The sequence below is a fragment of the Streptomyces diastaticus subsp. diastaticus genome (genome assembly GCF_011170125.1).
Lineage (GTDB): Bacteria > Actinomycetota > Actinomycetes > Streptomycetales > Streptomycetaceae > Streptomyces > Streptomyces diastaticus.
In genome coordinates, this window is the sequence record NZ_BLLN01000002.1 from 822,437 (window position 1) to 844,719 (window position 22,283).

The 22,283-nt window shown below is 76.6% G+C and carries 12 protein-coding genes and 1 tRNA gene; 7 read left to right on the forward strand and 6 right to left on the reverse strand.

What is annotated here, in order from left to right; all coding sequences use genetic code 11:
* Nucleotides 1-304: 304 nt before the first annotated feature.
* From Sdia_RS05510 to Sdia_RS05520, 3 genes are all read left to right on the forward strand, one after another.
* On the forward strand, nucleotides 305-1,705 hold the full coding sequence (locus Sdia_RS05510) for an FG-GAP repeat domain-containing protein (protein ID WP_189500081.1): 1,401 nt from the start codon (nucleotides 305-307) through the stop codon (nucleotides 1,703-1,705).
* Nucleotides 1,706-1,882: 177 nt separating this feature from the next.
* A complete protein-coding gene (locus tag Sdia_RS05515) occupies nucleotides 1,883-3,502 on the forward strand; it encodes a VCBS repeat-containing protein (RefSeq protein ID WP_124287408.1) in 1,620 nt (539 codons plus the stop codon).
* Nucleotides 3,503-3,801: 299 nt separating this feature from the next.
* Nucleotides 3,802-4,782 (forward strand): Yip1 family protein, encoded by a 981-nt coding sequence (locus Sdia_RS05520; protein ID WP_189500082.1) that lies wholly within the window; start codon nucleotides 3,802-3,804, stop codon nucleotides 4,780-4,782.
* A gap of 84 nt (nucleotides 4,783-4,866) precedes the next feature.
* On the opposite strand, the gene Sdia_RS05525 is transcribed toward Sdia_RS05520, so the two are convergent.
* Both Sdia_RS05525 and dcd read right to left on the reverse strand, forming a co-directional pair.
* Nucleotides 4,867-5,364, reverse strand: coding sequence for a phosphoribosyltransferase (locus Sdia_RS05525; RefSeq protein WP_100455219.1), 498 nt, complete (start codon nucleotides 5,362-5,364; stop codon nucleotides 4,867-4,869).
* An 8-nt stretch (nucleotides 5,365-5,372) separates the two neighbouring features.
* Entirely contained in the window at nucleotides 5,373-5,948 is a 576-nt protein-coding gene (gene dcd / locus Sdia_RS05530) for a dCTP deaminase (protein WP_100455220.1), read from the reverse strand.
* Nucleotides 5,949-6,435: 487 nt separating this feature from the next.
* On the opposite strand from dcd, the gene Sdia_RS05535 reads away from it, so the two are divergent.
* From Sdia_RS05535 to Sdia_RS05550, 4 genes are all read left to right on the forward strand, one after another.
* Nucleotides 6,436-6,509 (forward strand) — tRNA-Gly (locus Sdia_RS05535).
* Between the two features lie 581 nt (nucleotides 6,510-7,090).
* Nucleotides 7,091-8,344 (forward strand): MFS transporter, encoded by a 1,254-nt coding sequence (locus Sdia_RS05540; protein ID WP_100455222.1) that lies wholly within the window; start codon nucleotides 7,091-7,093, stop codon nucleotides 8,342-8,344.
* Between the two features lie 124 nt (nucleotides 8,345-8,468).
* Complete coding sequence (locus tag Sdia_RS05545) at nucleotides 8,469-8,813, forward strand: hypothetical protein (RefSeq protein ID WP_189500083.1); 345 nt, start codon at nucleotides 8,469-8,471, stop codon at nucleotides 8,811-8,813.
* Nucleotides 8,814-8,984: 171 nt separating this feature from the next.
* On the forward strand, nucleotides 8,985-9,683 hold the full coding sequence (locus tag Sdia_RS05550) for a sensor domain-containing protein (RefSeq protein ID WP_100455223.1): 699 nt from the start codon (nucleotides 8,985-8,987) through the stop codon (nucleotides 9,681-9,683).
* Between the two features lie 93 nt (nucleotides 9,684-9,776).
* Here the strand turns inward: Sdia_RS05550 and Sdia_RS05555 are convergent, their stop codons facing one another.
* The 4 genes from Sdia_RS05555 to Sdia_RS05570 are packed head-to-tail and all read right to left on the reverse strand — an operon-like array spanning nucleotide 9,777 to nucleotide 22,134.
* The gene (locus Sdia_RS05555; RefSeq protein ID WP_100455224.1) at nucleotides 9,777-10,577 is read right to left on the reverse strand and encodes an ABC transporter permease; all 801 of its coding nucleotides are present in this window, start codon (nucleotides 10,575-10,577) and stop codon (nucleotides 9,777-9,779) included.
* Nucleotides 10,565-11,584 carry an ATP-binding cassette domain-containing protein gene (locus Sdia_RS05560; RefSeq protein ID WP_100455225.1) on the reverse strand — a complete coding sequence of 340 codons (1,020 nt, stop codon included), beginning with the start codon at nucleotides 11,582-11,584 and terminating at the stop codon, nucleotides 10,565-10,567. The genes Sdia_RS05555 and Sdia_RS05560 overlap by 13 nt, the downstream gene beginning before the upstream one ends.
* On the reverse strand, nucleotides 11,581-11,790 hold the full coding sequence (locus Sdia_RS05565; RefSeq protein WP_100455226.1) for an MbtH family protein: 210 nt from the start codon (nucleotides 11,788-11,790) through the stop codon (nucleotides 11,581-11,583). The genes Sdia_RS05560 and Sdia_RS05565 overlap by 4 nt, the downstream gene beginning before the upstream one ends.
* A gap of 51 nt (nucleotides 11,791-11,841) precedes the next feature.
* Nucleotides 11,842-22,134: a non-ribosomal peptide synthetase gene (locus tag Sdia_RS05570; RefSeq protein WP_189500084.1), complete on the reverse strand. Its 10,293-nt coding sequence runs from the start codon at nucleotides 22,132-22,134 to the stop codon at nucleotides 11,842-11,844.
* Between the last annotated feature and the right edge of the window lie 149 nt (nucleotides 22,135-22,283).

The window sequence follows — 22,283 nt, forward strand, 5'->3', positions numbered from 1 at the left end:
GGCCAGGGGAGGCCGCCCGCCTCGCCGGGCCACGGCCCGGTCCCCGTCCACGACTCCAGGAACCCGCCCGGCCCTGACCGGGCCCGCCGCCTTCGCGTCCTGGCCGGGGGCGTCGAGGCCGCCGTCCGGAGGTCCCCGGCCCCGCCGAGCCACGCCCGAACCACCGCCCACCGCAAGGCGGTCGGGGCCGCCGGGGGCATCGTTCCCCGCCCCACCCTTACGCCCCGCCCCCGCGCGGGAGCATCATGGCCCAGCGATCCGGGCCGGCCGTGGCCCACGGGCGGAGACAGGGCGGGCAGACCACATGGGCAGACGAAGCCTGGCGTACGGCGGCAGCGCGATCACGCGTACCCCCGGCCCCCGCCCCCGCCGAGCCGGCGCCACCGCCGCCCTGCTCGCCGCCGCCCTCGTCCTCACGGGCTGCACCCAGTCCCCCGGCGACGGGGCCGACGTCCGCCCCGGCCAGACCCGTGCCAAGGCGCGCAAGGGGACTCCGCCGCTGCCCGTCCCCCGGGGCAGGGGCAGCCGGGCCACCCGGGACACCACCGCGCCCCCGGACTTCAACGGCGACGGCCACCCCGACCTGATCCTCGACGAGCTGGCCAAGGGCCCCGACGACCCGCGGGGCGACGACGCGGGAATCGGGATCGTCCACGGCAGCGCGCGCGGACTCGTCCCGGGCGCCCGCCGGCTCCTGTCGCCGGGCCGTACGGCCGCCAAGACCGAGGGCGTGGTGCCCGCCGCCTTCGACGCGGAGGCCGCCTGTGACCTGGACGGCGACGGGTACACCGACCTGGTCGTCTCCACCGATCCGCCGTTCGACGGGCAGGGGCGCCCGCCCGTCCCGGTGCAGCTGGTCTTCGGCGGCCCCGAGGGGCTGTCGGGACGCGCCGTCGTCCTGCGCGTCCCGGACCGGGCGCGGTTCGGCAACGACTGGCCCGACCATCCGGTCTGCGGCGACTTCGACGGCGACGGCGAGGCGGACCTGGTCCTGCACGCCAGCAGCAGTCGCCTCTCCTTCCTCCGGGGCCCCCTCACCCGCGAGGGCGCCCCGGCGGCGGCCGGCCCCGCCCTGCCCGTCCCCGGCGACCTCCCGGCCGGGCCCGCCGCCGACCTCGACGGTGACGGGACGAGCGACCTCGTCGTCCGCACGGGCGCGGGCCGCGCCAAGGCCCGCGTCGTCCTCGGCGGGCCGCAGGGCCCCGTCCGGCAGGGCCCGGCCCTTCCGGCCGCCACCGCCCACGCCTTCGGCCACTTCACCGGCACCCGCACGGACGACGGCCTCGACACCGCCCTCGCCGCGGGCGCCGCCCTGCGTCTGCGGCCCGCTGCCCCGGGCCTGCCCGCCACCACCGTGCGGGCCCCGGCGCCCGGCCCGCTCGCGGCCGGCGACACCGACGGCGACGGCCGCACCGACCTCGCCCTCGCCCCGGCCGACCGGAGCCGCACCGTCACCGTGCTGCCCGGCGCCCGTACCGGCCTCGACGCGGCCCGCGCCAACACCGTCACGCCGCCCGGCGGCAAGGGCGACACCGTGCGACTGCTGGCCCTGGCCGACTACGACGGGGACGGCCGCGCCGACCTGGTCCTGCACACCGTGCACGGCCCCACCCGCGACACCGTCACCGTCCACCCCGGCACGGCCGGTGGCACCGCCGCGCGTCCCTCGCTCTCCTTCACCACGGCCGACCTGCTGCCGCGCTGACGGGACGGCGGTACCCGGGCCGACCTGGCGCAGGGCCGGGGCGCCCGCCTGCCCGCCGCCCGCGCCGTCGCACGCCGTAACCTCATCCGCAGAGCTTGCGCCACCTGACCGACCCCCCGGCGCCACCACCTCGTCACCCCCCCCGCGAGCCCAGGCCCGCCCAGGAGAGCCCCAGAGATGCCGCAGTACCTCCGCACCGCCCTCGCCGCCGCGACCGCCGCCGTCCTCACCGGCGGACTCCTCACCGTGGCGCCCGCGGCCACCGCGGCCCCCGGCGCCCCGGCGGCCCCGGCCACCGGACCGGACTTCGACGGCGACGGCTACGCGGACGCCGTGGTCTCCGCGCCCCGGGCCACCGTGGAGGGCAGGCCGGCCGCCGGACAGCTCGCGATCATCTACGGCGGGCCCGAGGGGAATCGTTACGCCACGATCCACCAGGGCAGCCCCGGCGTCCCCGGCGACCCGGAGCCCTACGACCACTTCGGCGCCGACCACGCCTGGGGCGACTTCGACGGCGACGGCTACGACGACCTGATCACCGGCGCCCCCGGCGAGGACATCGGCGACGACCACAACACCGGTACCGCCGTCATCCTCTGGGGCTCCCCCTCCGGCCTGGTCGGCGGCACCACCCTGAAGGACCCGCGTCCCGGCAGCCACGACGGCTTCGGCGCCCCCGTCACCACCGGCGACTTCGACGGCGACGGCCGCACCGACATAGCCGTCGGCGCCGCCTACGGCTACGCCTCCGTCGACGTCTTCCTCGGCGGCGTCACCCGGGACGGCACCCCCGGCTCCCACCGCGTCGTCACCCCGCCCCTGCACGGCCGCTTCGGCCTCGGCGCCCGCTCGCTCGGCGCCGGCGACCTGAACGGCGACGGCAAGGACGACCTCCTCGTCGACGGGTACGCCGCCGACGACGCCCGCCCCACCACCTTCTGGCTCCCCGGCACCGCCGAGGGCCCCACCACCACCGGCACCCAGCGCCTGCCCGGCGGGCCGATCGGCGCGGTCGGCGACACCGACGGCGACGGTCACGACGAGGTCATCCTCGGCACCGACCCCGCCGAGGCCGCCGACGGCCCCACCGAACTGGCGCCGCCCAAGGACCCGAAGACCGCCAAGCCCCGCGAGGACACCCCCGAGGCCAGGGCCCGCGAGGCCGCCGAGAAGGTCAAGAACTCCAAGGCCGAGGCCGCCGCCGAGGCCCCCCGCTCCCCGGCCGTCGACGAGCCCGCCCGCCCCAGCGAACTCGGCGGCTCCGTCCGCATCGTGCACGGCACCGCCGAGGGCCCCGCCCACGGCCTGGTCCGCACCCTCACCCCGGAGACCGTCGGTGTCCCCGGCAACGTCGAGAAGGGCGACGCCTTCGGCGCCTCACTCGCCCTCGGCGACCTCGACGGCGACGGCCACCCCGACCTGCTCGTCGGCGTCCCCGGCGAGCACATCGACGGTGTCCCCGAGACCGGCGCCGTCATCGCCCTCTACGGCGACACCGACGGCTCCGGCCTCACCGGCGACGGCGCCCGCTCCCTCCACCAGGACGTCCGCCCCTTCCGCGACGGGAACGAGCCCGGCGACCGCTTCGGCAGCGCCGTCCTCCTCACCGACCTCGACGGCGACGGCCTCGCGGACCCCGTCATCGGCGCATCGGGCGAGAACGCCGGCAACGGCTCCTTCCACCTCGCCCGCGCCACCAAGAGCCGCAAGCTCACCGACCCGTCCGTCCTGTTCGTCTCCACCCTCGGCGTCTCCACCGAGGGCGCGCCGGAGCTGGGCAGCCGCATCTCGGGCTGAGCCGGGGACCGTCCCGCGGTCCACGCCCTGCTCCGGACACGGCCGGCGCGACGGCCCGGCCCCACGCCGGGCCGCCCGGGAACCCCGGCACGAGCGGACCTCCGTCCGGCCCCGCTGCGAACCACCACGCGCCGGTGACCTGGGACCGCACACCACGCCCCCCGCCGGCCGGCGGCGAGGACGGCCGCCGGGGGACCCCTAGGGGTCCCCCGGCGGGGATGTCACAGCTCGGCCGCAAACGCCCCTTCCGCCAACTGCCCCCGGCGCGCGATCCGTCCGGACCGGGTACGTTCGACCACGTGGCTGGATTCAGGACCGGACGCGGCCGGGACAACCGCACCGACGGACCGCACGGACAACCGCGGCAGCAGCCGTACGGGCAGCAAGCCCCGTACGGTGGCGCGCCGACCCCGCCCGGCGGCGGCTACCAGGGGGGACCGCCCCCGCAGTGGCCGCAGGCCCACGGCCAGGGCGAGCCGGAGTACTTCGGCGACCCGGGCCACGGCGGCCACCAGCCCTACCCTCCGCAGCAGCCCCATCCGCAGGGCGGTTACGGCTACCCGGCCCAGGACCCGTACGCGGGCCACCCCGGCCCCGACCCGTACGCCCGGCGCCCCCAGGCCCCGCACGACCCGTACGCGGCGCAGAACAACGCGGGCCACACCCAGGCCTTCTCCATCGACGAGCAGTACCACCACGGCGGCCCGCCCGAGGGCGAGGTCTACGCCGCCCCCAGCGGCCCCCGCCTGCCCTGGAAGGAGCTGCTGCGCGGGCTGGTCCTGCGCCCCGGCCCCACCTTCCTGCGGACGCGCGACCACCAGGTGTGGGGCCCCGCCCTCACCGTCACGCTCCTGTACGGCCTGCTCGCCATCTTCGGCTTCGACGGCGCCCGTGACGACGTCATCAACGCCACCCTCTCCACGGCGATCCCGTACGTCCTGACCACCGCCGTGGCGTTCACCCTGAGCGCCTTCATCCTCGGTACCGTCACCCACACCCTCGCCCGCCAGCTCGGCGGGGCCGGCTCCTGGCAGCCGACGGTGGGCCTGTCGATGCTGATCATGACTCTGACCGACGTGCCGCGCCTGCTGCCCGCCGTCTTCATGGGCGGTGACGCCTCAGTCGTCCAGATCATCGGCTGGCTCACCTGGCTCGCCGCCGGCGCCCTGTTCACCTCGATGGTCGCCAAGTCCCACGACCTGCCCTGGCCCAAGGCGCTCGCCGCCTCCGCGATCCAGCTCCTGGCTCTGCTGTCGCTGATCAAGCTCGGCACCTTCTGAGCACCGCCGCCACCAGCCGGTACGCCTGAGGGCCCGGACACCGACGACGGTGTCCGGGCCCTCAGGCGTGCGGCCGCGCAGTGCTCAGGCGTCGAGCACCTGGCCCTCGCGCTTCACCACGGGAGGCAGGACGCTCCACGGGAAGTTGATCCACTCCTCGGTCCGCTTCCACACGTACTCGCACTTCACCAGCGACTGCGACTTCTCGTAGATCACGGCGGAGCGCACCTCGGCGACCTCGCCGACGCAGAAGTCGTGCACCAGCTTCAGCGTCTTGCCGGTGTCGGCGACGTCGTCCGCGATGAGGACCTTCTTGTCGGTGAAGTCGATCGCGTTCGGCACCGGCGCCAGCATGACCGGCATCTCCAGCGTCTCGCCCACCCCGGTGTAGAACTCCACGTTCACCAGGTGGATGTTCTTGCAGTCCAGCGCGTACGCCAGGCCGCCCGCGACGAAGACCCCGCCGCGCGCGATGGACAGCACGACGTCCGGCTCGTAGCCGTCGTCGGCGATGGTCTGGGCCAGCTCACGGATGGCCGTGCCGAAGGTCTCGTACGTGAGGTTCTCGCGAACGTCGCTCATGCCGGGTATCACACCTGCGTCCGATGGAAGTTGAGATAGGAACGCGAGGCGGTCGGCCCGCGCTGCCCCTGGTAACGGGACCCGTACCGCTCCGAGCCGTACGGGAACTCGGAGGGCGAGGAGAGCCGGAACATGCAGAGTTGCCCGATCTTCATCCCCGGCCAGAGCTTGATGGGCAGCGTCGCCAGATTCGACAGCTCCAGCGTCACGTGCCCGGAGAAGCCCGGGTCGATGAAGCCCGCGGTGGAGTGCGTCACCAGACCCAGCCGCCCGAGCGAACTCTTCCCCTCCAGCCGCGAGGCCAGGTCGTCGGGGAGCGAGATCACCTCGTACGTCGAGGCGAGCACGAACTCCCCCGGGTGCAGGATGAACGGCTCGTCGCCCGGGGGCTCCACCGTCCGCGTCAGCCCGTCCTGCTCCACGGAGGGGTCGATGTGGGGGTACAGGTGGTTCTCGAACACCCGGAAGAACCGGTCGAGACGCACGTCGATACTCGACGGCTGCACCATCTCGGGCTCGTACGGATCGATCCGTACCCGCCCGGCGTCGATCTCGGCCCGGATGTCATTGTCTGAGAGAAGCACGCACCGAGGATACGCAGAGCGCGCGGGCCCGCCCCAACCGGACGGCCCCGCGCGCAGGTGACTCTTCTTACGCGGTCCCGCGTGCCCACGCCACGGGCACCGCCTGCCTCAGCCGCGCGCACCGCGGACAGCGGATCAGCCGCCCCGGCCCGATCCGCCCGGTCCCGAGCTGCTGCATCGGAAACGAAGCGGTGCTGAACACGTGCCCATCGGCACAGCGGACGACGGTCTGCTCCATCAAAGTCCCAGAGTCCTTCCCCACGAGCCCGTCACACATCCCGGCGTCGACGCCGGGAGCCCGCCTGCCCGCCCCCGGCCGTCCCACGCCCGAGGGCACATTACGGGACGAACCCCCCGCCCCGCCGACGCCACCCCCGCCCGCACACCGTACGCCCGCCGCACACACGAGAGCCCCCGCCCTGGACGGCGGGGGCTCGGCATGAGGTAAGGTGACGAGCGATCCGATCCCTTCGGGGAAGTGGATCTCGCGGGTGTAGTTTAATGGTAGAACATGAGCTTCCCAAGCTCAGAGCGCGAGTTCGATTCTCGTCACCCGCTCCACGACTAAGGCCCTGGTCTCTGACCGGGGCCTTGTTCATGGGCCGGGCCGCCTTCGCGGTACGGGCTGTTCCGCCGAGGAGCGCGGTGTCAGCCGCGTCGCGGACTCGGGTGGCGGGAGGCGGCCAGGCAGGGCGAGGGCCGCGTCGGCTCGGTGCGACCGTGGGTCTTGCCGGCGTCGCCGCGAGAAGCCGGATGTCCAGACCCCGCACTGTGACGAGGCGCGGCCGGCCGGAGGGCGCGGCTCCGGCCGGGTGGGCGGTGCCGGGGCCAGGCCACCGGATCCGCGGGAGCGGCGCCGTGCCGCCCGCCGCGGGCCGGACGGCGAACCGGCCGCTCGCGGCCAGGAGTGGCGCGGGTCACTCGTTTCTGCCCGTTCCCCTTGGAATGCCGCGCCCGTCCCGTGCGCTGCCTTTCTGAGGGGAACGGTGCGCCGTGCCCTGTTTCGGCGTGCGCTGGGCGATGGGGCTCGGCGTGGCCGGGGCGCCCGGTGCCTGAGGTCGCGGTGGCCGGGGTCCGGCCTGCCTGTCCGTCCGCCCGTACGTGACCGTTCAGCACGATCGTCCTCCCGGAGGTACCCCGCCATGCCCTTGGCCCTGCTCGCGCTCGCCGTCGTCGCCTTCGGGATAGGCACGACCGAGTTCGTCTCGATGGGTCTGCTGCCGCAGATCGCCGACGGGGTCGGGGTGTCCGTGCCGCAGGCGGGCAACCTCGTCTCCGCGTACGCGCTCGGGGTGGTCGTGGGAGCACCGCTGCTCACGGGGCTCGGGGCGAAGATCCCGCACAAGAGGCTGTTGCTGCTGCTGGCGGGGTTGTTCGTGGTCGGGAACGTCGCCTCCGCGGTGGCGCCCGGGTTCGGGACGCTGTTCGCGGCGCGGGTGCTGGCGGGGTTGCCGCACGGGGCGCTGTTCGGGGTCGGGGCCGTGGTCGCCTCGCGGCTGGTCGCGCCGGAGCGGGCCGCGCGGGCGGTGTCGACGATGTTCCTCGGCCTGACGGTGGCCAACATCGTCGGGGTGCCCGCCGGGACCGCGCTGGGGCAGCAGTTCGGGTGGCGTTCGGCGTACCTCGCGGTCGCCGTGATCGGCCTCGTCGCGCTGGCGTCCCTGGCCCGGCTCGTCCCGCACCAGCCGCGTGCCGAGGGCGCCGGCATCCGGCACGAGCTGAAGGCGATGGGCAACCGGCACATCGCGATCGGCCTGGCCACCGCCGTCGTCGGCTTCGGCGGCTGCTTCGCCGTCTACAGCTACCTGGTGCCGATGCTCACGGAGGTCACCGGCATGGCGTCCTCGTCGACGACGCTGGTCCTGGCGCTCTACGGCGTGGGCATGACACTGGGCACGCTGCTCGCCGGGCCGATGACCGACCGGGCGCTGCGCCCGACGCTGTACGGCGGGCTGGCGGTCATGGCGGTCGTGCTGTTCGCCTTCTACTTCGCGGTGCAGCACACCGTGACCGCTCTGGTCTGCGTGCTGCTGATCGGCGCCATGGGCTCCTTCATCACCACCCCGGTCCAGATGCTGCTCATGGCCAAGGCCGAACAGGCCCCGACCATGGCGGCCGCCTCCAACCACTCCGCCTTCAACCTCGCCAACGCGGGCGGCGCCTGGCTCGGCGGCCTGGTCATCTCCGCGGGCTGGGGCTGGGCCTCGCCCGCGCTGGTCGGGGCCTCGCTGGCGGCTGTGGGGCTGGGGCTGGCCGTCGTCGGCGGAGTGATGGACGGGGGGCGCGGCCCCAAGGAGCGCGGTGAGCGGTCGACGGTGGTGGCGGGGGCCGGCGCCGATGCCGGTTCCGCCCCCGGCGTCGGCGCCCAGGTGGCCGAAGCCGAGCGGGCGGGGTAGCCGCGAACGGCTGAGGCCGACGCTCACACCCCGGTCGTCGACCCGGGCCGCACGATCATCAGCACCACCGCCGTTCCCGGGCGCCTGCCGGCACCTGGTGCGCGGCGCGACGGGTCAGGACGGCGTGTTCGCGCACCTCGCGTACCAGGTGGCGGTGCGCCTGTCGGCCGCGGCCGGGGTCGCGGTGCCGCTCGCGGTGCCGGCGCCGGCGGCCGGTGGGGCGTGGGGGCGGCTGCTGCCGGCCGCGGAACGGCTGCCGGCGGCGGTCGCCCGGACGGGTACGGCGGCGAGCGCCGCCATGGCGGCGACCACGCTCGCCCTGGCCGTCGCCGCCCTCCTCGCCGGACAGTGGCCGCCGGCTGTGCCGGCCGGGGCGCTCGCGGCCGCCTCGCACGCCGCCGTGGCGGGTTCGGCCCGCGCCTGCCGGGAGCGCCCGCGGCTGACGGAAGGGGTGGCGGTGGCGGTGTAGGGGTGGTCCGCGCCCGAGCCGGACAGGGGGGATTTCCCCACCCCCGGCCCGCCCGGCCGCACCATGGCGGCCGGGGGCGCCGGCGCGGGATCGTGGGAGACGTGCCGGAGCGGTGGGAACGCCGCTTCCGGCCGCCCCCACTCCGCTCCCGCTCCCGGATTCGAGGTCCCCATGGCCATCGCCGACGCGCCCACTGCCGACGCCCCCACCCTCTGCCCGCCGCCGGACGCGGCCGGGCGGCCGGCCGCCCCCGTGCGCCGTGGACCGCTGTCGTCGGTGGCCTGGCGGGAGTACGGGTACGTGTTCAGCTCGTTCCCGGTCGCGATCGCCGGCTTCGTCTTCGCCGTCACGCTGTTCTCGCTCGGTGCCGGCCTCGCGATCACCGTGCTCGGGCTGCCCGTGCTGGTGGCACTGCTGGCCGGGGCGCGGCTGCTCGGCGCGGGGGAGCGGGAGCGGGCCGCCGCCCGGCTGGGGCTGCGGACGGTGGCACCCGTGCCGGCTCCCAAGGGCGGGGTCAGGGAGCGGCTGGCGGACCCGGCGGGGTGGAAGGCCGTGCTGTTCCAGTTCCTCATGTTCCCGTGGCGGATCGCCTCGTTCGTCGTGACGCTGACCTTCCTGGCGGCCGGCTGGACGGTGGCCCTGCTCCCGCTGTACGCCTGGGTCTTCCCGACCTTCGTCGGCTGGCCGGGCTACCGCCTCTTCGACTGGACCACCGACGCCGGCGTCCACCACGCCTACTACCTGGAGTCCTTCTGGCAGATCGGTGCCGCCTGCCTCGTCGGCATCGGACTGGTCCTGCTGACCCCGGTCCTGGTCCGGGCGATGAACCGGGTGGACCGGGCGGCCGTGCGGGGGATGCTGGCGGGGTGAGCCCGGCCGGGACCCCGGTGAGAGCCCGGACACGGGAAACAGGCCCGGCCCCGCGTGAGCGGTGGCCGGGCCTGCTCGGCGGGCTGGGGGGCGTCAGCCCCGGCCCGCCCCCTGGAACCGCCGCACCGCCACGGCCATGAACACCGCCGTGATCACGAGGACGCACAGGACGGCGTACGGGAGGGCGTGCACGACCGGCCAGGTGTCGCGGGCGGGCGCGGTGGGTGGGGCGGGGTTGGCGAAGAGGGTGCGCAGGGCTGTGGCGGTGGCGGAGACCGGGTTCCAGTCGGCGACCGGCTGGAGGGGGGCGGGCAGAGTGGCCGTGGGGACGAACGCGGAGGAGAGGAAGGTGACGGGGAAGAGCCAGATGAGGCCCGCGCTCTGGGCGACCTCGACGCTGCGGGCGGTGAGGCCGATGGTGGCGCCGACCCAGGACATGGCGAAGGCGAAGGCGAGGATCAGCAGGTAGGCGAGGACGGCCTCGGGAAGGGTGCCGGCGATCCGCCAGCCGATGAGCAGGCCGCAGAGCGAGGTGACGGCGATGGTCAGCGCGCTCATGGTCAGGTCGGAGAGGGCGCGGCCGAGGATCACCGCCATCGGGGGCATCGGCAGGGAGCGGAAACGGTCGACGATGCCCCGGTCCAGGTCGCCCGCGAGGCCCAGCGCGGTGAAGGCGGCGTTGAAGGTGACGGCCTGGGCGAAGATGCCGCCCATCAGGTACGTGCGGTAGGCGTCGCCGCCGAGGCTGCCACCGAAGACGTAGGAGAGCAGCAGCACGAACATCACCGGCTGGATCAGGGCGGCGATGACCGAGCCGGGGGTGCGGCGGAGGTTCAGGAGGTTCCGCCAGGCGATGATCGAGGCGTCCCGGGCGACGCGGGTCACGGCTGCCATGCGGGTTCCTTCGCGGTGACGGGGCCGGGGGCGGGGGACGTGGTCCCCTGGCCGGTCAGGGCGAGGAACACGTCGTCCAGGGTCGGGGGCGCGAGGCTGACCTCGCCGAGCGGGACGGCGGCGTGGCGCAGCGCGGACAGGGCCTGTTCGAGGGTGGCGGGGCCGTGGTCGGTGGGGACGGTGAGGGCGCCGGTGCGCGGGTCGAGGTGGGGCCGGTGCGGGGTGAGCGGGGTCAGCAGGCCGAGGGCGGCCGGGCGGGTCGCCGGGTCCGGCAGGGTCAGGGTGAGGCGGTCGCCGCCGACGCGGGACTTGAGCGCGGCGGCGGTGCCCTGGGCGATGACCCGGCCGTGGTCGATGACGGCGATGGCGTCGGCGAGCTGGTCGGCCTCCTCCAGGTACTGGGTGGTGAGCAGCACGGTGGTGCCGGTGTCGACCAGTTCCCGTACGCAGCGCCAGGTGTCGGCGCGCCCGCGTGGGTCGAGGCCGGTGGTGGGCTCGTCCAGGACGACCACGGCCGGGCGGGCGACCAGCGCACCGGCGAGGTCGAGGCGGCGCCGCATCCCGCCGGAGTAGGTGCCGCTGGGGCGGTCGGCCGACTCCGACAGGCGGAAGCGGTCGAGGAGTTCGGCGGCGCGGCGGCGGGCGGGGCCGCGCCCCATGCCGTACAGGCGGGCCACCAGGTACAGGTTCTCGCGGCCGGTGAGCTTCTCGTCGACGGCGGCGTACTGGCCGGAGAGGCCGAGGCGGGTGCGGACCGCCTCGGGGGCGGTGCGCACCTCGTGGCCCGCCACCCAGGCGCGGCCCGCGTCGGGCCGCAGCAGGGTGGTGAGGATCCGGACGGTGGTGGTCTTTCCGGCGCCGTTGGGGCCGAGGAGGCCGAGGACGGTGCCGGCGGGGGCGTCGAGGTCGACTCCGGCGAGGGCCTGCCTGGTGCCGAAGCGCTTGGTGAGCCCTTCGGCGCGCAGGGCGGGCCCGTCGCCGGGGGGTGCGGGGCGGGCGGGGCTCATGCGGCGACGGTGCGGCGGGCGCTGCGGGGGGTGAGGTCGGTCCAGTGCTCCTCCACGTAGGCGTGGCAGGCGTCCTGGCCGGCGGGGCCGAAGACGGCCTCCCAGCCCGCCGGGACGGCGGCGAAGGAGGGCCACAGGGCGTGCTGGCCCTCGTCGTTGACGACGACGCGGTGGTGGGTGCGGGGGTCGTCGAAGGGGTTCGTCATGGGGACTCCTGGGACAGGGGTGTGCGGGGACAGGGACGTGGTGCGGGTGGTTCAGGTGGCCGACGGGGTGCGCTCCAGCGCGGCCAGGGCCGTGGCGAGGACCGGGCCGACCACCGCGCGGGCGTCGGGGGACATCAACTGGGCGTGGGCGCAGGCCACATCGGTGTTGTGCAGGGGCCCGGTGAGGTACGGGTCCCAGAGGGAGCGGGGGAAGGCGTCGGCGGGGCGGCCCTCGGTGGCGGTGAAGAAGAGGACGGGGCCGTGGAAGGTGCGCGGCGTGTAGTGCCGCATCAGGCGGGCCTGGCCGGCGAAGTTGTCGACCATCGCGTCGACCGTGCCGGGTTCGAGGGCGCCGAGCGGGCTGCCGGCCCGGCGGAACTCCTCGCGTACGGCGGCGGCGTCCACGCCTCCGTCGGGACCGCTCCCGCCGGCGTCCCCCCCGGCGACCCCGAGGTTGGCGAGCAGGGCACGGAAGACCGTGTCGCGCGGGGCGCTGTCCAGGTCGTCCAGGGGGGCCAGTGGGAAGGCGTCGAGGATGGCGAGGAGCGCCACCTCCTCGCCGGCCTCCTGGAGCTGGACGGCGATCTCCTGGACGACGTTGCCGCCGAAGGACCAGCCGAGGAGGCGGTACGGGCCGTGCGGCTGGACGGTGCGCAGTGCGGCGGCGTAGGTCGCGGCCATCGCCTCGATGGTCTCGGGGAAGGGGGCGGTGCCGTCGAGGTTGGGGGTCTGGAGGCCGTAGAGCGGCTGGTCGGGGTCGAGGTGGGGGAGGAGCCCGGCGTAGGGCCAGGCGAGGCCGCCGGCCGGATGGACGCAGAAGAGGGGTGGCAGGGACCCGGTGGTGCGCAGCGGGAGGAGGGTGGCGAGGGAGTCGTCGTCGGCGGCGGAGTCGAGGCGGTCGGCGAGGGCGGCGACGGTGGGCGCCTCGAAGAGGGTGCGGATGGTCAGGTCCGCGCCGAGGGTGGCGCGGACGCGGCCGATGAGGCGGGTGGCGAGCAGGGAGTGGCCGCCGAGGGCGAAGAAGTCGTCGTCGATGGTGACGCGTTCGGCGCCGAGCGCCTCGGCGAACAGGGTGCACAGCACGTCCTCGCGCGGGGTGCGCGGCACCCGGCCGCCGGTGGGCGCGGCGAGGGCGCGGGGTGCGGGCAGGGCGGCGGTGTCGAGCTTGCCGTGCGGGGTCAGCGGCAGGCGTTCCAGGGTGGTCCAGCCGGTCGGGACCATGTAGGCGGGCAGGTGGCGGGCGGCGTGGGCGCGGAGCTCCTCGGGTGCCGGGGCGGCGCCGGGGGCGGGGACCAGGTGGGCGGTGAGGGTGGTGCCGCCGTGCGGGTCCTCGTGGGGGACGACGGCGGCGTGCGCGATCTCCGGATGGGCCTCCAGGGCGGCGGTGACCTCGCCGGTCTCCACCCGGAAGCCGCGGATCTTGACCTGGCCGTCGGCACGTCCGGCGAACCTGAGGGTGCCGTCGGCGGCCCGGACGGCCCGGTCACCGGTGCGGTACATGCGGCTGCCGGGCGGGCCGTACGGGTCGGGGACGAAGCGGGCGGCGGTCTCGGCGGGCCGCCCGGGATAGCCGAGGGCGAGGCTGTCGCCCGCGAGGTGGAGGTCGCCGGGGACGCCGGGCGGGGCGGGGCGCAGGGCCGCGTCCAGGACGTATGCGCGGGTGCCGGTGACGGGGGTGCCGAGGACGGGGACGGGGGTGTCGGCGAGGTCGGCGGTGAGGGTGTCGACGGTGGCTTCGGTGGGCCCGTAGAAGTTGAGGCAGCGGGTGGCGGGGGCGGCGCGCAGCCGGGTCCACAGGGCGGCGGGGACGGCTTCGCCGCCGAGGGCGAGGACGGCCGGGTGGTGGGCGCCGTCGGCGAGGAGTCCGGCGTCGAGCAGGTGGGCGGTGTGGCTGGGGGTGGTCTCCAGGACGTCGAGGCGGCGGGTGCGGACGGCGTCGACCAGCGCCTCGGGGTCGCGGCGCGTCGCGTCGTCGAGCAGGTGCAGGTGGTGCCCGTCGAGCAGCCACAGGAGCGGGTCCCAGGCGGCGTCGAAGGTGAGGGCGGCGGTCAGCGCCACGGCGAGCCGGGGCCGGCCGGTGGCGCGGACGGCCGGTGCGAAGAGGTGGCGCCGGTGGTGGTCGAGGAGCCGGGCCAGTGAGCGGTGGCCGACCAGGACGCCCTTGGGGGTGCCGGTGGAGCCGGAGGTGTGCAGCAGGTACGCCGGGGCGCCGGGGGTGGGGCGGGCGGCGGGGCGTGCGGACGCGGCCGGGGGCTCCTGGTCGAGCAGGAGGCGCGGCCGGCCCGCGGGGAGCAGGTGCGCGGTGGCCGTGGTGGCCAGGGTGAGGCGCGGCCGGGCGTCGTCGAGGACGGCGGCGAGGCGCGCCTCGGGCAGGGCGGGGTCGAGCGGCACGTGTACGGCGCCCGCCTCGAGGACGCCGAGCAGGGCGGCGACGGAGTCGGTGGAACGGGGCAGCAGCACGGCCACGCGCTCGCCGGGGGCGGTCCCGGCGGCGGCCAGCAGCGCCGCCACCTCCCGCGACCGGGAGTCGAGTGCGTCGAAGGTGAGGGAGCCGTCGGGGGCGGTGACGGCGAGGTCGCCCTGTCGCGCGCGGGCGACCGTGTCGGCGAAGTGGTCCAGCACGGTCCGGGTGAGGGGCCCGCCCGCCGCCCCGCGCCCGAGTTCCAGCAGCCGGGCCTCCTCCGCGGCGTCGTACAGGGGCAGTTCGCGGACGGGGGTGTCGGGGGCGGCGGTCGCGGCCGCCGTGAGGTGGCCGAACCAGGCGGCGATGCGGCGGGCGGTGCCGGGGTCGAACCGGTCGGCGCTGTACTCCAGGGTGCCGGTGAACGCGCCGTCCTCCTCGCGGAGGCTGAAGGAGAGGTCGAACTTGGCTCCGCCCGGGGCGACCCCGTCCAGGGTGGCGGCGAGGTGGGGCAGGTCGAGGCGGGGCGGGCGGGTGTTGTTGAGGGTCAGCATGGTCTGGAAGAGGGGGTGGCGGTTGAGGGAGCGGGCCGGGCGGACCTCCTCGACCAGCCGTTCGAAGGGCAGGTCCTGGTGGGCGTAGGCGGCGAGGTCGGTCTCCTTCACGCGGGTCAGCAGGGTGCGGAAGGTGGGGTCGCCGTCGGCGCGTACGCGCAGCGGCAGGGTGTTGACGAAGAAGCCGACCAGCGGGTGGAGGGCCTCGTCGGTGCGTCCGGCGACGGCGGTGCCGACGGTGACGTCCTCGCCCGCCCCGGTCCGGGTCAGCAGCGCGGTCAGCGCGGCGTGCAGCACCATGAACGGGCTGGTCCCCGTCGACCGGGCCAGCCGGGTGACGGCCTCGGCGGTGGCGGGCGGCAGCTCCAGCTCGACGGTGCCGCCCCGCCCGGTGGCGCGCGCGGGCCGGGGCCGGTCCGCGGGCAGCGGCACCTCGTCGGGCGCGCCCGCCAACTGCTCGGCCCAGTGGGCGAGCTGGCGGCCGGCCACCGACTCGGGGTCGTCCGGGTCGCCGAGCAGCTCGGCCTGCCACAGGGTGTAGTCGGTGTACTGCACGGGCAGTGGAGCCCACTGCGGCACGCGCCCGGCGGTGCGGGCCGCGTAGGCCCCCGCCAGGTCCTCGGCGAGCGGACCCATCGACCAGCCGTCGGCGGCGATGTGGTGCACGGTGACGAGGAGTACGTGTCGCCCGGCGCCGAGGGTGAACAGCTCGGCTCGCAGCGGGAGGTCGGCGGCCAGGTCGAAGGGGCGGGCCGCGGCCCGGCGCAGGGCGGCGGCCAGCTCCGCCTCGCCCACCTCGGTGGTGGGCAGCGCGGGCCGCGCCTCGCCGGGCGCGAGGACCGCCTGACAGGGCTCGCCCTCGTGGTCCTGGACGCGGGTGCGCAGGCTCTCGTGGCGGGCGGTGAGGTCGGCGAGGGACTCCCGAAGCGCCGCCGTGTCGAGGCGGCCGTCGAGCCGTACCGCGATCGGGATGTGGTACGAGGCGTCGGCCGGGTCGAGGCCGTGCAGGAACCAGAGGCGGCGCTGGGCCGGGGAGAGCGGCGGCCGGGTGGGGCGTTCGGCGCGGCGCAGGGCCGGGCGGGCGGCGCCGGCCTCGTCGAGGCGCCCGGCGAGCGCGGCCGGGGTGGTGGCCTCGAAGAGGGTGCGGACGGACAGTTCCACGCCGAAGGCGGACCGGACCCGGCCGATCAGTCCGAGGGCGAGCAGGGAGTGCCCGCCGAGTTCGAAGAAGTCGTCGTCGCGGGTGACGTGCGGCTGCCCGAGGCATTCGGCGAAGAGCGCGCAGAGGATCTCCTCGCGTGCCGAGCGCGGCGCGGCGGCGCCGTCGGCGGTCGGCGCCTCTGCTCCGGGGGTGTCGGGGAGGGCGGCGAAGTCGGTCTTGCCGTGCACGGTGAGCGGGAGCGCGGCGACGGGGACGACGGCGGCCGGGACCATGTACGACGGCAGCCGGGACGCGGTGTGGGCGCGCAGGCCGCGGCCGGTCGGGTGAGCCCCCTCGCGGGGTACGACCCAGGCGAGCAGGCGGCCGGAGCCGTCGGGCCCGGGGCGGACGGTGGCGGCGGCCTGGGCGACGCCGGGGTGGCGCAGCAGGGCCGCCTCGACCTCGCCGGTCTCCACCCGGTGGCCCCGCACCTTGGCCTGGCCGTCGGCGCGGCCCAGGTATTCGAGCCGTCCGGCGCGCCGCCGGACCAGGTCGCCGGTGCGGTACATGCGGCTGCCGGGCGGGCCGTACGGGTCGGGCAGGAAGCGGGCGGCGGTGGCGGCGGGGGCCTGCTCGTAGCCGAGGGCGAGGCCGGGCCCGGTCAGGTACAGCTCGCCGATGGCGCCCGGGGCGGCCGGGGCGAGGCGGGCGTCGAGGACGCGGGCGCGGGCGCCGGTGACGGCCCGGCCCAGGTGCGGGCGGGTGCCCGCGGTGACGGGGGCGACGAGGGCGTCGACGGTGGCCTCGGTCGGGCCGTAGAGGTTCCAGGCGCTGACGCCGGGGAGGGCGGCCAGTTCCTCCCACAGGGCCTCGCCCACGGGCTCGCCGCCGAGCGCGACGACCCGGGGCCGGGGGGTGCCGGGCGCGAACAGGCCGCAGGCCCGCAGTTGTCCGAGGAAGGACGGGGTGGTCTCGACGACGTCGATCGCGTGCGTCCGCAGGTGGGCGGTGAGCGCCTCGGGGTCGCGGCGGACGACGTCGTCGACCAGGTGGAGTTCGTGTCCGGCGGCCATCCACAGGATCGGGTCCCAGGAGGCGTCGAAGGTGAGGGCGGCGGTCAGCGCGACCCGCAGGGGCCGTCCGCCGGCGGCGGCCTGGGCCGGGCCGATGAGGTGTTCGCGGTGGTGGGCGTAGAGGTTGGCGAGGGCGCGGTGGGTCACGACGACGCCCTTGGGGCGGCCGGTGGAGCCCGAGGTGTACAGGACGTACGCGGGGTCGTCCGGCCCCGGCGGCGCCGGGAGCGGGCCGGTGGCCGGCCACTCGGCGGGATCGTCGGCGAGGACCAGGCGGGGGTGGCCGGTGGCGGGGACGGCCTCGTCGGTGGCGGCGGTGGTGAGGACGAGGCGGGGGTCGGCGGTGCGCAGTACGAGGGTGTTGCGGGCGGGCGGGTGGGTGATGTCGAGGGGGACGTGGACGGCGCCGGCGCGGAGGACGCCGAGGAGGGCGGCGAGGGCGGCGGTGGAGCGGGGCAGGGCGAGCGCGATCCGGTCCCCCGGGCGGACCCCGGCGGCGGCGAGGCGGCGGGCGAGGCGGTCGGCCCGGTCCTGGAGCCGGCCGAAGGTGAGCCGCCCGGTGGCGTCGACCACGGCGGTGAGGCCCGGGCCGGCGGCCGCGCGGGCGGCGAGGACGTCGGTGAGGGTCCAGTCCGGCACGACGGCCGGGCGGCCGGGTCCGGGCCCGGCCTCGTCGAGGGCGGTGGCGCGCTCGCGCGCGGTGAGGAACGGCAGGTCGGTGAAGGGCGTGTCCGGGTGGTCGAGGAGGGCGGTGAGCAGGGCGGTGAACCGCGCCGCGTACCGCTCGGCCGTCGCCCGGTCGAACAGGTCCTCGCTGTACTCCAGTTCGCCGCAGATGCCGGCCGGCGCGCCGTCGGCGGTGCGGCGCTCGGCCAGGTCCCAGGTGAGGTCGAACTTGGCTCCGCTGCGACCGGTCGCGGCGTCGCGGCGGACCGTCAGCCCTTCCAGCGCGGCCCGGGGAGCGGGCGTGTTGTCCAGGGCCAGCATCACCTGGAACAGCGGGTGCCGGGCCGGGTGGCGGGAGGGCCCCACCGCGCTCACCACCTGCTCGAAGGGCAGCTCCTGGTGGGCGAGGGCGGCGAGGTCGGCCTCGCGGACGCGGGCCAGCAGCGTGGTCAGGTCCGGGTCGCCCGAGGTGTCGGTGCGCAGCGCCAGGGTGTTGACGAAGAAGCCGACGAGCCCGGCGAGGGCCTCGTCGGACCGCCCGGCGACGGGGGTGCCCACGACCAGGTCGTCACCCGCGCCGAGCCTGCTCAGCAGGGCGGCCAGGGCGGCGTGCAGCACCATGAAGGGGCTGGTCCCGCCGGCGGTGGCACGCGCGACGAGCGCCCGGTGGACGGCGGCGGGCACGGTGACGGGGACGGCGCCGCCGCGGCCCGAGGGCCGGGCCGGGCGGGGCCGGTCGGCGGGCGGCGTCGACTCGGCGGGGGCGCCGTCCAGGGCGGCCCGCCAGTGGGCGAGCTGCCGCGCGGCCCGCTCGGTGGGCTCGGAGGCGCTGCCGAGCAGGGCCTGCTGCCAGAGCGCGTAGTCGGCGTACTGGACGGGCAGCGGCGGCCGTTCGGGGGCGTGGCCCGCCTTGCGGGCGGCGTAGGCGTCGGTCAGGTCGCGGAGCAGCGGGAGCATCGACCAGCCGTCGGCGGCGATGTGGTGGAAGGTGAGGACCAGCAGGTGGTCCCGGTCGCCGTCGGTGAACAGGCGGGCCCGCACGGGCGGTTCACGGTCCAGCGCGAACGGTTCCGTGTCCGGCGCGGGCGAACCGGTGCGCGGCAGCGGCGCCACGGGGAGCGGCACCGGAGCCGCCTGACGTACGACCTGGTAGGGCCCGTCGTCGTCCTCGGCCACCACCGTGCGCAGGCTCTCGTGCCGTTCCACCACGTCGCCGAGGGCGGCCACGAGGGCGTCCCGGTCGAGCGTCCCGGCCAGCCGCAGCCCGACCGGCAGGTGGTACGCGGGCCCGGCGCCCCCCAGCCGCTCCAGCAGCCACAGCCGCCGCTGGGCCGGGGAGAGCGGCACGCGGGCGGGCCGGGGCCGTACGGCGTGCAGCGGGGGCCGGGCGGGGGCCGTGCGGTCGAGGGCGGTGAGCAGACCGGCGGGTGTCGGGTGGTCGAAGAGGGCGCGGACCGCCACCTCGGCGCCGAACACCTCCCGGACCCTGCCGATCAGCCGGGTGGCGAGCAGTGAGTGGCCGCCGAGCCGGAAGAAGTCGTCGTCGCGGCCGACCTCGCGCACCCCGAGGCAGGCGGCGAACTCCGCGCACATCCGCTCCTCGTCCGGGGTGCGGGGGGCGCCGCCGGCCGAGCGGGGGGCCTCGGCCTCGGGGAGGCGGGCGGTGTCGAGTTTGCCGTTGGCGGTCAGCGGGAGCCGGTCCAGCACGGCGTAGGCGGCGGGCACGAGGTGGTCGGGGAGGGCGGCGGCGAGCAGGTCGCGGACCTCGGCCGGGTCGGTGCCGCCGGGGCCGGGGACCAGGTAGGCGGCGAGGCGGCGCGGCCCGCCGGCCGGGCCGGCCGGCGCCACGGCGGCGTCGGCGATCCCGGGCAGGGCGCGCAGCGCCGCCTCCACCTCGCCGGTCTCCACCCGGTGGCCCCGGATCTTGAGCTGGTCGTCGGTGCGGCCGAGGAACTCCAGGGTGCCGTCGGACCGCCACCGGGCGAGGTCCCCGGTGCGGTACATGCGGGCGCCGGGCGGGCCGTACGGGTCGGGCAGGAAGCGGCGGGCGGTCAGGCCGGGCCGTCCCGCGTAGCCCCGGGCGACGCCCGCGCCCGACACGTACAGCTCGCCGGGGGTGCCGAGCGGCATCGGGTGCAGCGCGCTGTCGAGGACGTAGGCGCGGGCTCCGGCGACGGGGCGGCCGATGGCCGGGGCGGTGCCGGTGACGCGGGCGGTCACCGCGTCCACCGTGGTCTCGGTCGGCCCGTAGTAGTTGAGGACGATCAGGTCGTCGTGGGCGGAGAGTTGGGCCCACAGGGCGTCGTCGACGGCCTCGCCGCCGAGCGCGAGGACGCGCGGCCGGTGGCCGGGGCCGTCGAGCAGCCCGGCCGCGAGGAGCTGTCGCAGGTAGCTGGGGGTGGTCTCGACCGCGTCGATCCGCTGCCCGGTGAGGAAGGCGGTGAGTGCCTCGGGGTCGCGGCGGGTGGCGTCGTCGGCGAGGTGCAGCTCGTGACCGGCCAGCATCCACAGCACGGGGTCCCAGGAGGCGTCGAAGGAGGTGGCGGCGGTCAGCGCCACCCGCAGCGGTCGCCCGAGCGCGGCCGTGGCCAGCGCGTGGGCCTCGCGCCGGTGGTGCTCCAGCAGGTTGGCGAGCGAGCGGTGCTCGACCACCACGCCCTTGGGGCGGCCGGTGGAGCCGGAGGTGTAGATGACGTACGCCGCGTCGTGGGGCTCGGGCGCGGGCGGCTCCGTCCCGCCGCCGTCCGGCACCACGGCGGCCGGGTCGACCAGCTCCAGCCCCTCGTGCGGCACCGCCGTCCCGGGGCGCGCCACCAGCGCCACCGGCGCCGCGTCCTGGAGCATGTACGCCAGCCGGTCCACGGGGTACGACGGGTCCACCGGCAGGTAGGCCGCGCCGCTGCGCAGCACCGCGAGCAGCGCCGTGACCAGGTCGGCCGAGCGGTCGAGTCCGACCGCGACCCGCTCCCCGGGCCGCGCCCCGCGCGACACCAGCTCGGTGGTCAGCGCCCGCACCCGCGCGTCCAGTTCCGCGAAGGTCAGCGATTCCTCACCGCTCACCACGGCGGTCGCCCACGGGGTGCGCGCGGCCTGCGCGGCGAACTGCTCGGGCAGCGTCGGCAGCGCCCCGCCCGCGGCCACCGGCCCCGTCCCGAGCCGGACCAGCCGGGCGTGCTCCGGCGCCGGGACCAGCGGCAGGGCGCCCACCGGCCGCTCCGGGTCCTCGGCGAACGCCTCCAACAGGCGGCAGAACGCCTCGTGGTGGCGGGCGAGTCCGGCCTCGTCGTACCGGTCGGCGTCGGCCAGCAGGTCGATCCGGACCCCGCCGTCGCCGTACGAGGCGTGTGCCGCCACCGCCAGTTCCTCGACCGGGCCGACGGAGAGGTTGTGCAGGGTGGCGGGCAGCGGGCCGAAGGCGAGGGAGTCGTCGAAGGCGAGCACGTTGACGGCCGGCCCCGACTGCGGCTCGCGCACCCCGAGCCCCCGTTCCCGGCGCAACTCCTGTGCCGGGAAACGCTGGTGCCGCAGCACCCGTCGCGCCTCGGCCGACGCCCGCCTGGCCACCTCGGCCACGCTGTCGGCGGGCGACACCTCCAGCCGCATCGGCAGCACGTTGGAGAGCATCGCCGGGGTGCGCCGCGCGGCCGGGGTCCGCCGCCCGGTCACCGGCAGCCCCAGCACGACCTCCGCCAGCCCGCGCTCCCGGTGCAGGCAGACCCCGAGCGCCGCCATCAGGAAGGTGGGCCAGGCCACCCCGGCGCGCTTGGCGGCCGCCCGCAACCGGGCCGCCTCACCGGCGTCGAGGTGTTTCCGAGCCGCCCGCACCCGGCGCGCGGGTCCCCCCGGGGCTCCGGGCACGAGTCCGGCCGGGGCGGGGGCGCCGTCCAGGTGGCGCGTCCAGAACTCCCGGTCCGCCGCGTGCTGTCCACCTGCCCGGTACGCCTCCTCGTCCGCCAGTACGGGGCCGAGCGGCGCGGGCCGTACCGGTACCGGCTCACCGGGCGCGGTGACCAGCAGGGTGTAGACCTCGGCGATCCGGGCCAGCGCCAGCACCGCCCCGTACCCGTCCAGGGCCAGGTGGTGCACCTGCTGGTGGAAGAGGTGGTGGCCGTCGGCCAGCCGGTAGAGCGCCATCCGCACCAGCGGGCCGCGCGCCGGGTCCGCCGGGCACGCCAGTTCGGCCTCCATCCGCCGCACCGCCTCCGCGCGCGGGTCGGCGTGGCCGGCGAGGTCGACCACCGGCACCTCGATCCGTGCCTCCGCCGCGACCCGCTGCCACGGCACGCCGTCCCGCTCCCCGAAGGTCAGCCGCAGCGCCTCGGTCTCCTCCTCGACGTGCCGTACCGCCCGGCGCAGCGCCCGTACGTCCAGCTCCCCGCGCACCTCGACGTACTCGGCGACGTTGTAGGCGGGGCTGTCCGCATCGAGGCGCTGGGCGAACCACAGACCTCGCTGCGCGGCCGTCAGCGGGTACGCGGCGAACGGGCGGTCGGACGGGACAGAGGGCACGCTGGGTCACCTTCGCAAAGCGGGCAGGGGGGGGTGGGCGGCGCTCTCGGGAAGATCGCCGCACGGGCAGTCAACAAGCGATTCGGAGTCCTGTCCGGGAGGGTTTGGCCGTGTGACGCACGCCACGGTCGAACAACCGTATTTCTGCT